10 protein-coding genes and 1 pseudogene are annotated in these 12,470 nt (G+C 58.4%); 9 read left to right on the forward strand and 2 right to left on the reverse strand.

Annotated features, from left to right (window positions below):
• Window positions 1–346 precede the first annotated feature (346 nt).
• Entirely contained in the window at window positions 347–913 is a 567-nt protein-coding gene (locus NNX38_RS05415; protein ID WP_146361237.1) for a hypothetical protein, read from the forward strand.
• Between the two features lie 1,574 nt (window positions 914–2,487).
• Here the strand turns inward: NNX38_RS05415 and NNX38_RS05420 are convergent.
• On the reverse strand, window positions 2,488–4,563 hold the full coding sequence (locus NNX38_RS05420; protein ID WP_255797078.1) for a P-loop NTPase fold protein: 2,076 nt from the start codon (window positions 4,561–4,563) through the stop codon (window positions 2,488–2,490).
• A 259-nt stretch (window positions 4,564–4,822) separates the two neighbouring features.
• Here NNX38_RS05420 and NNX38_RS05425 point away from each other — a divergent pair, with 259 nt between their 5' ends.
• From NNX38_RS05425 to NNX38_RS05460, 8 genes and pseudogenes are all read left to right on the forward strand, one after another.
• Complete coding sequence (locus NNX38_RS05425; RefSeq protein WP_255797079.1) at window positions 4,823–6,103, forward strand: PIN-like domain-containing protein; 1,281 nt, start codon at window positions 4,823–4,825, stop codon at window positions 6,101–6,103.
• A gap of 340 nt (window positions 6,104–6,443) precedes the next feature.
• Window positions 6,444–6,596 carry a hypothetical protein gene (locus NNX38_RS05430; protein WP_255797080.1) on the forward strand — a complete coding sequence of 51 codons (153 nt, stop codon included), beginning with the start codon at window positions 6,444–6,446 and terminating at the stop codon, window positions 6,594–6,596.
• Between the two features lie 536 nt (window positions 6,597–7,132).
• Window positions 7,133–7,462 carry a hypothetical protein gene (locus NNX38_RS05435; protein WP_255797081.1) on the forward strand — a complete coding sequence of 110 codons (330 nt, stop codon included), beginning with the start codon at window positions 7,133–7,135 and terminating at the stop codon, window positions 7,460–7,462.
• Window positions 7,463–7,788: 326 nt separating this feature from the next.
• Window positions 7,789–8,370, forward strand: coding sequence for a hypothetical protein (locus tag NNX38_RS05440; RefSeq protein ID WP_255797082.1), 582 nt, complete (start codon window positions 7,789–7,791; stop codon window positions 8,368–8,370).
• 332 nt (window positions 8,371–8,702) lie between these two features.
• Window positions 8,703–9,029, forward strand: a pseudogene (locus NNX38_RS05445) (helix-turn-helix domain-containing protein); the annotation flags it as partial.
• A 283-nt stretch (window positions 9,030–9,312) separates the two neighbouring features.
• On the forward strand, window positions 9,313–10,017 hold the full coding sequence (locus NNX38_RS05450; protein ID WP_255797083.1) for a HEPN domain-containing protein: 705 nt from the start codon (window positions 9,313–9,315) through the stop codon (window positions 10,015–10,017).
• A 760-nt stretch (window positions 10,018–10,777) separates the two neighbouring features.
• Window positions 10,778–11,308: a putative immunity protein gene (locus NNX38_RS05455; RefSeq protein WP_255797084.1), complete on the forward strand. Its 531-nt coding sequence runs from the start codon at window positions 10,778–10,780 to the stop codon at window positions 11,306–11,308.
• Window positions 11,301–11,834: a GNAT family N-acetyltransferase gene (locus NNX38_RS05460; RefSeq protein WP_255797085.1), complete on the forward strand. Its 534-nt coding sequence runs from the start codon at window positions 11,301–11,303 to the stop codon at window positions 11,832–11,834. The genes NNX38_RS05455 and NNX38_RS05460 overlap by 8 nt, the downstream gene beginning before the upstream one ends.
• Here NNX38_RS05460 and NNX38_RS05465 read toward each other — a convergent pair.
• Window positions 11,831–12,442, reverse strand: a complete 612-nt coding sequence (locus NNX38_RS05465) for an NAD(P)-dependent oxidoreductase (RefSeq protein ID WP_255797086.1) — start codon at window positions 12,440–12,442, stop codon at window positions 11,831–11,833. The two genes, NNX38_RS05460 and NNX38_RS05465, sit on opposite strands and share 4 nt — an antisense overlap.
• Between the last annotated feature and the right edge of the window lie 28 nt (window positions 12,443–12,470).

Genomic DNA, 12,470 nt, shown 5'->3' on the forward strand with positions numbered 1-12,470 from the left:
CGTCTGATTCAATAGAAATGCCGCCCTCACCGGAAACATTGAGGGCGGCATTTCTTGTTTACGGATCGAGGGTTGTATCGTCACCAGCCTTCGCGGATCTCGTGCGGTACCGCCCACGAGCCTTTGAAGAGGAATAGCCAACACGGGTCACGACTTAGTTCGCCTCCGGAGGCCCCGATCCCAGCGGACATTTCCGATCGGGGCCTGTAGCTTTGAGCGAACCATTTACTGAAGGCAGGTCGAATGCGATGCTTGGCACCAACGGCTGTTCTCCGTCCGGCCGACAAATCAAGGAGTCACTATGTGGGGAATGGGGCTTAGACGGCGGGCTGTTTGGCCAAAGGAAATGACCATCCGGATTGATGACCACGCGCAGAACCTGAAGATGCTTCTCTTTATCCGACAGGCATGGATGATCGCCCAGGACATCGAAATTCCGGAACTCAGCCCTGTGCCTGCGACGGGTGCATCGAAGATCCCGGCGTCAGCAAGCCGTGAGGTATGGGATGAACGCTGGAAGCAGCAATGGGACCGCAGCTGGGACTGGTTCAACGTAAGCACAGTTCAAAACGAACCGATCTCACAGGAAGAGATGCAAAAACTCTCGAGCCCTGGACAGGAACTCCACCCGATTGTGCCACCGTTCTGGCCCGTCGAATACGGCGAGGATGGGGTAGATCTGGTGGCCTTCAATACGTGGGATAAACAGACAACGCCGAACTTTCCTTCCCGGTCCGAACAAGATAGCCTTCCGGCGCTGGTTAAGGCATGGCAAGACGGGCTCACGACGATCATCGTACTGCCCTATTTGGGGTACTTTGCGCAGCGTCTCAACGGCAGTCATCTTGTCATCTCAGCTGAAACCAGGAACGACCCGAAACTCTACACTGAGGCACTCCAAACCAGTCGCTGATACCAAGAAGCGCCCAGGTGGCAAAGGACGGCGGCGCCGCTGGCAGGGTCCGGTGCCGCGCGCCGGCGGCAGGACCTCCGGCGCGGGAGCGGGGTTCCGTCAGCGGCCCATGCTGCCGCCGCCGGAGACATTCCTCAGATCAACCGGGACGTAACGCTCGGCTTCCCCTACCTCGAAGGTAATCTGACTGCGAATGTAAGAGGTTGATTGGCTACGGAACGTGGTGGAGTTTAGATTTAATGTGTAGTTCCTGACTTTCCCGGGATGTGCGGTGGCCGCTTAGAACATGAGTTCTTAGCGGCCATCGTTGTCTGCGGGATCGAAGCCGCAGAAGCGGCAATGCTCTGGCCACGTCCAAAACTGGAGATCTGGTTCGAGCATGTGTAATCCTGGCCCGGTGGTGGCCCCGCAACTTTCTATGAGTGCGGACCGCTTGCTTGCTGGAAGCTGGGAAAATGCACAAGGGAATTGGGCAAGTCCTGACTTCAAGTCGGTAGCTCCGAAAATTATTTACCGCTTCCACTCCTACTCATCCACGGAGACGTCGTCGGATCTCCGCTTGAACTAAATCCGCAAAGTGACGGGGGATCACGGAGTTACAATTTTCCGAACTGAGCCAGTAGGTTCCGCTTAGGCGCCCGTAGTCATTGAAATCTGCTTCCGCACGCCACATCGAGAGACCCGTATTGGACCTCACGTGCAGAACTATTGTCATACCCACAACCTCTGAGCGCTTAACCCGAGGCGTTCGTCGTGCGGCTTCCTGAGCTATTGCACTGAAATCTGCCGGGGTGAGGGCATCGTCAAACTGAAGCGGAGTGCCTTTTCTACGGCGAGTCTCTGCGGCATTACGAAAAATCCCTGTGGCTACGGCGCCAGCTACGGCCACTCCGCCGCCAAGTAGAACCCGATCCAGTAATCCCAATTTGAATCCAATCTGGGGCTGCGAAGTCGAGTGATTGCTCAAACTTCAGACAGGGGCCCTAAGCTAGCTTGTCCGGTGAGACCCTGATGGAATGCCTCTTTACAATGTGGCATGGGCCGTGACCAATATTACAGTGGGTAGGACTGTAAAGCTGAGCGGCTCTGAAAGCTTCGGAGATCGCTGCCAAAGATGCCACAAACGAGAAATGCAGGATCTAAGCTAAAAAGGCCGCAGAAGTTCCCAAAGGAAATGTGTCACTATGCTTCGGCGCCAGGTGATGACGCGATAGCTGCTCGTGGTGCGACGTCCGTTTGGGCGTGCGCCGCGAATGCCAGAGCCGAGTGGCTGCGTTCCAGCGCTCATCGGCATTTTCCTTCTATTCGCCTTAATTACACAGCACTCTTCGCGAGGACACGTGCGAGTCTGAGAAGCCTAACCCCTATTGGTCCGATGGCCCCGGAAACCGGATGCTCGCTGAGGAAAACCAAAAGTAAAGTGACGGCTCCCGCTTCCCTTCAGGGAGCACAAGCCTTGATGGCGATCCGAAGCCGGAGCCGCACGTTACATCTTCTCCATGCGGGCGGAACGCTCCCGTTCATCGTGCAGCGCTTCGATCTGCTGTGCACCATCAATTCCGCCGCCTTCCTGTCTAGGACCTCTCCGGTCGCCAGCCCGATAGATACCTGTCCGCGAGCTGAAGAACTTTGTCATCACCCAGCGTCATGCGCACGTTGCTTACGACCGTCCTCACTGCATCTTCAGAGCCGAATACTTGGACCAGAAGCTCCCAAGCAAGGCGATCTTCAGCGTTGACCTGTCGAGAGCCCATCGATTGCGATCGTGCAGTGGACTTGAGCGAGTGAAGAACTGCTCGTAGGAGTGCAGGATCGTCACTCGGCTTCAGCGGCGTCTTACCGGTGTGAGTTTGAAGGGCGTCATAGATGCGCCAGGCGTCCCATTCACGTTCGGGTTCAGTGGGCGGAGCCTTCTTCAGGCGTTCGACAAACTCAGTCTGTATCTGCTCGGCGAACGCTTTGCTCACGAGCTTGTGGCCGACGCCCTCCTGGTATCCCACGCTGTGGATGAAGTCCAATTGTGAGGAGTAGGTCTCGATGCTCTCGAGAATCTGCGCGACAAGCGCTTCGCGCACTGCCTCGTCCTCCACACGTCGCAGGAGTCGAAGGACCACGCGGCCAACTGTGATGTCCGGGCGACCGATGTCAAAGAAGCCTCGCTGTTCCTTCTCTGGGATAGCGTCGATGAGGTTGAGTAGCGTGATCGATCCTGGGGCGATCATGTCGGTCGTGAATTTTGACTCGTAGGAGGTGAGCCCTTCGATAACTTCCTCGAGTTCCTCAGGGTCCAAGCCAGTCAGATGCTCCTTGAGCGCTGCTCCATCGCCCAGTAGTTCGAAGGCCCTTTCAGAACTCCGGAACGCGACGAGCTCGTCGGGTGCTACTCGATCGAAATAGAGGTTCAGGAAGTCGATGTGTGCCATCCTGTGGGCAGTTCGCCACGTATTGAGCCAGTCATTCCCGTAGTGATTGTTCTCGATGTACTGCAGCGCGACGGGAAACACGCGGTTAAAGACTGCCCGGATTACATCGTCGTCATCAGGGAAATTTGCGAGCAGCGCATTCATGGTTGCCTGCGTCCGATCGTCTCTGCGCTCCGTGATGTTTCGTGTGCTCGTCAACTCACGGCGAAGCTTTGACAGCTCCTGCGTGAGTTCGGGACGGAAAACACGAAGCGCCTCCATCGCCAGGAGGTCGACAAGATTGACTTCATTGCCAAGACTTTTAACCGTGGACCTTGCGGAGATCGCGTAACGAGTGACATCACGCAGGTTTGAGAACAGCGGGTCGATTACCTCCCAGTAGACGTCACTCCATCTGTCATCGAGCGTGGCGTTTGCGACGGGGGAGAGGATTCGATTTAGTTCCTCGAAGACCTGGGATCGAAGCAGTTTTCTGGGTGCCTGCGGAACATCGAAGCTTAGCTGGACGATCTTCTCCAGATACGCCCGTCCTGGGACGCCGTCGTCGGTGAGGGCTTGCTCCACACGTTCTCGGTCGAAAGCGAGCACATAGATTATGTTCGGGAAACTGGCCGTCAGACGGACGAGTTTGAAGATTTCGCGGATCTCGATCGTGGTAAGCCGATCGATGTCGTCGATGACGACCACAATCGGTTCTGTGAGCGCCGTGAGCTCCTTAGTTATTTTTTCCCGTACCTTCTTCGCGCTGAGATCTGCATTGGTCGCGTCTGCCAACCCCACGAGCGCAGTCGCGGTCGCCTCTCCTGCGGTCGCAGCTCCCGGGATGGGAATGAATTGAGAAACGGGTTTAAGGATGCCGGCGTACTGGGCGAGCCAGTCCGCTGTCTTACCAAATCGGCTCTGACTGCGGACGTTTAGCTCGGCACCGATTTCGGTGAAGAAAAAGTTGACGAGCTGGTTCGAACCGGAAAACATCCAAGGGTTGAAGTCAACGACAGTAAGAGTTGGCTCCACCTCAAACTGTTCGCGCATCAGGTTGATGAACGAGCTCTTGCCGTGCCCCCACGGCCCCAAGATGCCCACCACCAGTCCTTGGCTCGTGTCGAGCTCTCGGATAGATGCTGCGAAGTCGTGCGCGACTGGTGCACGTCCGAGATTGTCATCGACCGACGACGCGATTGGTGCGTCTATAGGCGGTTTCTCTTGGGAGTGATCAGTGCCGCTCATATGTGCTACCTATCCGTCTTTGCCTTGAATTGTGCACGTGCACCCCAGATTCTCGCACATTGACACCCTGATACACTCTCCTTCCTCTCCCCAATATCGAAAGCGGCTGCTCCATGGAAAGTTGTATAAATCGCGTGCAGTAATGGAAGCAGTTAGTTGGCAGGTGTCGCGGCTGCGCCGACCGCCCGCACTATATTTCCCAGGATTCCGAAAAAAGAGATAGAGGTTAGTTGTGTCGTTCCCGATAGTTCACCGCCACATGCATGTCTACACGGACGAAGAAGTTAGGAGCTCCTTCGACAAAGGGATCCCGATCTACTTCGACACGATGGTGTTTCGAAACCTTTGGAAATTACACAGCAATCCGCGCGCTAGTCTGCTCGAATCTATCCAAAATCTGAGCGAAAGAACCTACCTGCCTCATCAGGTGCAAGCTGAGCTGCATCGGCAAGCCTATTCGGAAGCTGTGTTGAATAACGTTCCGCTTCCCGGCTTGTTTCAACCTCGCGGCATGCTGGAGACAGTGAAGAACTCAGTGCAGGCTGAAGTCAAGAAGGTCCGGCCTCAGGGGCAGAAGGACGGAGTCACAACGGCGCAAATCGAAGGCTTCCAATCGGACATCCTGGAAAAGTTCAACGAGCTGAACGAATGGCTTGAAGGGATCGACAGACAGCTTCGGAGCTGGCTCGGCGAGCAAGTTAATGTGACAGCAATTCGACGTGGCAGCACGACACACGCACTGTTGGACGAGATCGCCGCAGTGTTCGACGAAGGTCACCTCCTTGCCTCTCCAACAGAAGAGGAATTGGAGGAATGGAAAGCGCTGTACCTCAAGCGCGTGAACCAGGACGACCCGGTTGGTCCGGGGAAGACGGACCGAAACAAAGGGTCGATCGACGAAGCAGCGGGCGACTACTACGTCTGGAAAGAAATGCTGACGCATTGCAGACAGCGCGGATTTTCGGATGGTTTTATATTCGTCACAGAGGAACGAAAGCCAGATATTTGGGAAGTCCAGCAGGGCGATAAAGCGCTTCGACGGGTCGATCCTCGTATTCAGCTCGAGTCGCTGGAAGCGACGGGTGGTCCCATGTATGTTCTCACTTTCGACGAACTCCTAGAACTCGCTGTCGCAGATGTCGGCGCGCGGGAGATTTTGTCCAATATCTCCCAAGACGTGAAGGTTTCTATGTCAACGTGGAGTGAAAGTGCCTACGATGAATTGCTGGAACTCTTAGGCAAGCGTGGGCACGAACGTCAACGCGACGTGATCATCGGAGCCGCCCGTGCGGGTGGATACATCGAACGGGCCGAGATCGGCAAGATCCTCGGATGGGGCGATGCGAAGAAGCAGCTGACGAGGTTCCGAATGCCTGCTGATCGGGCCAAGGCTGAACTGGTCGAGCGTGGCCAGGTAAGCCAAGACGCGGGGGACCCACTCTGGGCGGTCTACGATGGCCCAGGGGAGGCGATCGGCTACGCAGTGCCTGATGTCTTCGCGGAGATCCAGCTCGAGTTGGATGGGGACAAGTCCGAATGACTGGGCGAAGATGAGAAAACGGTAGATCCTGACAACGTCTTACTCCGATGGCTATCAACTTCCATGCTGAACAATAACGGTCGTCCCTGACCGGGGCGGCACCCCGTCCTCATAGGTTGTTCGGCTACGGAACGTGGTTGAGTTCCGCTTCAACGTTTAGTCGCTTCGCCTGATTCCACAGAAATGCCGCCCTCACCAGAAACGCTGAGGGCGGCATTTCTTATAACCGGGATCGATAGCTTTCGTGAAGTGCATCTTCCGGCGGACTCCTTGGTCCAGAAGTGCGTTGGATTCCCATGGAACCCTAAACCCGCTCGGACGCAACAGGTATTCTGGGGTGGTGGAAGATGAACTCGGTGCTGAGAAGGAACACTGGTTGGGTGAGCTCACGGAGCAGGATTTCTTGTTGGGCAAAAGAGCCACTCGAATTATCGATATCCTGCGCGTTCTTGCTTTAGTGGCGTGTGCCGGGATAGGTGTATACGTTTTTTGAGTGTTCCCTTCAACACTCGTATGGATTACAGCGGACGGTTCGGCAGGAACGGGATCCCAATGCCCGTTGCAATGAGCGTGACGCTCGTTGCCCTTTTTCTTTTCTGGCGCACAGGCAGGAGCCCGATGCTCACCATATGGGGAAAGTTGAACGCGTCGGACTGTATGTTTTCGGATCAGCAATTGCGGTGGATTGTGTTGTTGGCCAGTTGGTTATGGCACAATCGATCCTTGGCTAGAAACGGAGCTCGTCCAATTGAGGTGTGCAATCCCGGTGTGGCGTGCTTGCTGAAACAGGCGGATTTATTAAAGTCTGCGCCCCTTTCGCTGGCTACGTCGACTCAACCCTGGTCGTCGAGACGAGTTCCAGCTTCATGATCTATGACTGCCACGGCAACCAGAATGGCCCGATGACAAACACGGCCCGGGCGATTAAAGGAGATACGGAGTTGATCACCGCGTATGCTCCGTTGGGGCCGGCTGACCTGCAGAAGGCCTTAGTGGAAGGAATGAACGGTGCCCGCCTTTAAGACACGTATGAGGATCTTCCCGGCCGTGGCTGCCGTGCTCATGATGGGACTGACAATGACCGGATGCGCCGGGAATGAGGCGCCGGAGGAGACCATCAGCGCCAGGGAGGGTCGGGACCGGGTGGTTGAACTCGTGTTCAATACCGCCGACCAGCTCGCGGTCACCGGGTGGTGGCCCCGCAACGGTGCGGCGGCGGCTGATGAGTGCATCCCCAAGAGCCGCAGCGGTATCGAGGATGCAACTGCCAGTTATAGCTACGACCGTTGGGCCCCCGTGGAACCGACCATGTTGGGGACGCGAAACGCGTCGCCGAGTATTGGGAGTCCCTTGGTATGAGCGTACGCACGGTGAATCCGACAACCCACCCGACTGTCTTCGCCGAGGGTGGTCCCGTCCTCCGGGCTGAATTCGATACTGATGCACCTGAACAGTCGTACAGTATCGGGGCTACTGCTCCCTGCTCGCCGGGCGACGCTTGGACCTTGAATGAGGAGGACAGTGCAGAGCGGGATCAAGGCAAAGTCCTCCCGGGAGACGAAGGCCTCGTGCTTCAGGAAGAGCCTCCGCAGTAACTCCACGAAGCGATTACCTCTCCCGGCGCCCCGCCCGCAGGTTCCGGTGGGACCGGCTGGTCTTCTAAAGCCCTTAATCGAAGGAATGAAATGTCCGCCGCTAAGCCACATATAAGGATCCTCACGGCAGCGGCTTCCGCGCTCATGATGGGAATGACAATAACGGCCTGCGCCGAGAAGGAGCCCAGTACGGCAATCAGTGCCAGGGAAGGACGGGACCGGGTAGTTGAACTCGTGTTCAATACCGCCGAACAGCTCGACGTCACCGGGTGGTGGCCCCGCAACGGCGCAGCGTGGGCGCAGGAGTGCACCCCCGAAAGCAGCCATGGACTGGGGGATGCCACTGCCAGTTACAGCTACGACCGCTGGGCCCCTCAAGGAACGGACCATGTTGAGGACGCCCAGCGCGTCGCCGAGTATTGGGAGTCCCTGGGCATGACCGTACGCACCATAAACCCGACAAGAGACCCGGTCGTGTTTGGCGAGGGGGGGCCCGTCCTCCGGGCTGAATTCGATACTGATGCACCTGAACAGTCGTACAGCATCGGGGCTACTGCCCCCTGCTCGCCGGGCGACGCCTTTACCTTGAATGAGGAGGACAGTGCAGAGCGGGATCAAGGCAAAGTCCTCCCGGGAGACGAAGGCCTCGTCCTGCAGGACCCTCCGCAGTAACTCCACGAAGCAATCCCAACACTGCCCCGGCGCTGAGCGCTGGCCGTCCGTCTACAGTTCTCATTTGGTGTGGAGAAGGGGTTATTCGGTTACGGAATGTGGTGGAGTTTAGGTTTAACGTCTAGCTCGCAACCATTTGTTTGAGGAAGGCCCGGGGCGCTTAGTGCATCCCGGGCCTTTCTGTCTTTACTGCCTCGACCGGCGTCGACCAGCCACCACCACGGGCGCTATTCACACGTGTGCTTTTTCACCCGGACCCGACAGAATCGGACCCGGAGAAGTCGGGCGGCGCGATCCTGCGCCGCAGAGAGTGAATAGCGGAGGGAATCGCCATGATAGAAATCCTCAACCGCCTCGTCGACGAGATCGAGCAGCGCCTTGGTGAAGAAGACCTCGACATCGACGAGCTCGCCTGAACGATGGGAACAACGGGTTATCACGCACGCCGCATGTTCTCGGCTGTGGCAGGCATGCCGGTGTCCGAGTACATGCTGCGATGTCGCATGACGGTCGCAGCGGCTGACGTGGTCGGGGATGAGGATCTGCTCACCATGGCCCTGCGCTACGGCTACGGTTCGGCCGAGGCCTTCGGTCAGGCGTTCCGTGCCGTGCACGACGTAAGCCATGGCGACGTACGCCGCGCCGGCGGTCCCCTTCGAGTACATTCTGAAACTCCTGAAACCGTTATGCCCGTTTTAACCCTATAATCTGGCCCTTTCAGAAGCCTCCGGCCGAATGGGTAAATGGGTGCAGGTAGCGCTGTATCACCCGGTCGACTTCCATATGCTGGGTACTCTCTTGTTCTCCGTGTGGCTATGGATACATTGGAGAATCGCGATTAGGCCGTACAGCAACCTGCCGAGGGAACTACCGAGTGCCGTTTGTTACTGTGGCAGATAACTATGAGCGTTGCTTTAGAAATGACCAGGGGGAAAATGAAGTATGAGCACGGAGTCTAAGGCCAGTTTCGACGAGAATTGGGCCACCATTACGGACCTTATGTCGCTGACCGGGGATGGGGCTACCACCCATCCTCAGCGGGCAGCACGGAATAAAGCCGCGATGGTTTTTTGCATTACAGCTTGGGAAAGCTATGTTGAAGACTTGGCCTGTGAAGGTGCGAGGTACCTCGCCGATCACTGCCCCACATTCGATGACCTGCCTTCTCAAACCAAGAGATCGCTTGAACTAGCTGTGACACCTTCGAAAGGCCCAGGGACGCTGTCGCCGTCAGGAAAGTATCCGCGAGCCATTGCCGGAGATGGCTGGCGCTTGCTTCTTGTGGAGCTGGTCGAGGAATCAGCGACAGGTAAGAGTTTCAATACCCCCAGTTCAAAGAACGTCAAGGAACTCTTCACGAAATGGTTCAGTGTTGACGTGACAGAATCCTGGGCTTGGAAAGGATTTGCCCGTCCCGGACCAGCGCGACGACTTGATGAATCAATCTCTCTTCGAGGTGAGATTGTCCACCGAGGAGGGAAGCCGAATGGACTCAACCAAAATTGGGTCTACACCTACGGTGAGGTTAATATCCGCCAATTGGTTGCTAAAACGGATGATTGTCTAATTCGATGGATCAATTCCATCACTGAGGAATTTGGCCCTTCAGCACCCTTCGGAAGCTCGACCCCGCTCATACCGGCGTAGGAAGGCCTCAAACTCTCCGCGTGATGAAGCTCAGCGATCGTTAGCAGTGTCACCGCCCGAGAAACATGAGGGTTCTTCGTCATGGAACGTGGTGCAGTTTAGGGCAGTGTGTAATTCGCTTCGTGTTATAGGGCTGGCCCGGGAACGAATGGCTGCCGGTCCGGGCCTTTTGGCTACTAGGATCGCGTCCTCTGGCTTACAGCCCGTTATGGCGGATTTCGGCGTTGCCGACGACGACGCTCGCCTGCGGATGACTGCAGGAATGGTTCGGCCGCGGGAGCCGAGCGCCTTGTGCATCGAGACTGAACGTAGTGAGCACCCGAGCGTTGTCGATAGTTCGGTCTTGGGGCACTCAGGCTGACACCTTCCAGATCCAGAGCCTCTCCACAGGTGAGCGGGAGATCGAGTTGGTCACGATCCCCACGGCGGCGAGCACAACACACCTGGAGGTTTCTCCGACGCATGGAACGGGCCGTGCGGGAGGACGCAAGGGCTGCAGCACCTGCGAAATACACCGAGGAGGCCATGGCGCTGATGGCCCGCAGCCGGGCCGGCAGCCTGCCCGGATGCTGTCCGCCGTACGAAGCGCGTCCCCACGGTGCGCCGGTCGCGAGTGCAGCTTGGAAGACCGACTGCGCCGTGAGCAGCAGGGGAGCGGCGGGGCCCGTGTCCATAACGGTCATGGAACCAGCATCGGTGCGGGTCCGCAGCCCTGACCTTGCCCGGTGTCCGGCTTGGCCGGTGTGGCATCATCTTTCAGATGGCTTCACCCCAGACCCTCAGCGATTCGAACCGGCGCGTCCTCGCGCGTTGGGCCGCAGCCTGTGCTGAGCGTGTCCTGCCGCTCTACGAAGCCGACGAAACCGCGGAAGAAACAGCCCGGGATGCACTCGCCCGCACCCGCGCCTACAGCGCAGGATCAGGCACCGCTGGCGAAGAAATCAGCAAGCGGCTCATCGTCGTAAAGATCGCGAATGCTGCGACGACGCCGGCCGGCGCTGCAGCAGCCCGCGCCGTCGCTCAGGCAGCTGCGGTCGCCCACATGGGCGCCCATGCTTTGGGTGCGGCCGCCTACGCGGCGAAGGCGGTCTCGCTCTCGAAACCGGATGAACCGGAGGCGGTCCAGCAGGAGATCCGGTGGCAGCTGGCCAACCTGAACGACGGCGAGCGAGAAGTGCTGCGGTTGCTGCCGCCCGTAGGTACTGACTCCCACGGCCCGCTGGGAGAAGGGCTGCTGTTCCGCGGCATCCTGGGGGCGACGATCCGTGAGATTCAGGCCGAGATTGCCTAGGCACGATTGTCCGGGCGGCGGTGCCGACGACACGGCACAGGGCGAAGTTGGGGCCACGTCCTGGACGGCGGCCCTGGATCAACCCGTCCCCGACGACGTCGCCCGCCTGCTCGCCACCGTGCCGGAATGGTTCGGGCAGCCGGACTCCAATGCCGAGTACATCGACGCTGCCCGAAGCAAGGAAACCTGGACCGTGCGCGACGCCGGCGGTTCCGTCGTCGGAGTCACTCTGGTCGACCGGCACTTTCCGCATGTGGCCGAGATTCATCTGACGGTGGTTGACCGTGCGGCGCACGGCTCCGGAGTAGGGACCGCAATGCTGGCGGCCATCGAAGCCGATGCGATCAGCCGCGGCGTACGCCTCCTTGAGGTGAAGACGCTCGGCCCTTCGCATCCGGACACCGGTTATGCGCGAACTCGACACTTCTATGGGAAGTGGGGATTCCTTCCCTTGGAGGAAACGGATCTCTGGGGAGAAGCCACGCCGTGCCTGATTATGGTGAAGCCGCTGGCTCCGGTGCCCTAGCTGCTGACGCCAAAGGCCCTGCCGACAGTGGAATCGTCCGTGAGGATCTCCAGCATGCAGGCCGCCAGGTCGCGGCGGGGGATTGAACCTCGCAGCTTCCCCTCACCGCCTACCTCCAAGGCACGCCACGTACCGGACGGGTCCTTGTCCGTGAGACCGGTTGGGCGGACGAGCGTCCAGTCCAGCCCGGAGCCGGTAACTGCGGACTCCTGCTCGTTGTGATCGGCCAGGGGTTTGGCCAGCGCAACCCGGGTGATCAGTCCGAGCGGGCCGGGCAGCTGCGAGGAGGAATCTCCTGCTCCCAATGAGGACTGCACAACTAGCCGGCGGACGCCTTGCGCCTGCATCGCGCCGATAACGGTCCTGGTAACAGCGTCGCGCTGATGATGGACGCCCTTTGCCCCTCCCACGGTCACTACGACGGCGTCGGCGCCCGCAACTGCGCGGGCCGCTGCATCCGGGTCGGTTGCGTTTCCGGTGACGTTCCGGACACCTTCGGGTGCGGTGCCGCTGCGCGAGAGGACGGTTACCTCGTGGCCTGCCTTCTGGGCGAGGGAAGCCAGCTCGGCGCCGGTGCCTTTCGAGCCGCCGATAATGGTGATTCTCATACAGTCCAATTTACCCCGCGGGGTTGGA

This window comes from Arthrobacter sp. zg-Y238 (assembly GCF_024385525.1).
GTDB classification, from domain to species: Bacteria; Actinomycetota; Actinomycetes; order Actinomycetales; family Micrococcaceae; genus Arthrobacter_B; species Arthrobacter_B jinronghuae.

Excerpts from the sequence above, each read along its gene's own strand:
- NNX38_RS05415 (WP_146361237.1), top strand. The coding sequence starts at position 347 with ATGACCATCCGGATTGATGACCACGCGCAGAACCTGAAGATGCTTCTC.
- NNX38_RS05420 (WP_255797078.1), bottom strand. The coding sequence starts at position 4,563 with ATGAGCGGCACTGATCACTCCCAAGAGAAACCGCCTATAGACGCACCA.
- NNX38_RS05425 (WP_255797079.1), top strand. The coding sequence starts at position 4,823 with ATGCATGTCTACACGGACGAAGAAGTTAGGAGCTCCTTCGACAAAGGG.
- NNX38_RS05435 (WP_255797081.1), top strand. The coding sequence starts at position 7,133 with ATGAGGATCTTCCCGGCCGTGGCTGCCGTGCTCATGATGGGACTGACA.
- NNX38_RS05440 (WP_255797082.1), top strand. The coding sequence starts at position 7,789 with ATGTCCGCCGCTAAGCCACATATAAGGATCCTCACGGCAGCGGCTTCC.
- NNX38_RS05450 (WP_255797083.1), top strand. The coding sequence starts at position 9,313 with ATGAGCACGGAGTCTAAGGCCAGTTTCGACGAGAATTGGGCCACCATT.
- NNX38_RS05455 (WP_255797084.1), top strand. The coding sequence starts at position 10,778 with ATGGCTTCACCCCAGACCCTCAGCGATTCGAACCGGCGCGTCCTCGCG.
- NNX38_RS05465 (WP_255797086.1), bottom strand. The coding sequence starts at position 12,442 with ATGAGAATCACCATTATCGGCGGCTCGAAAGGCACCGGCGCCGAGCTG.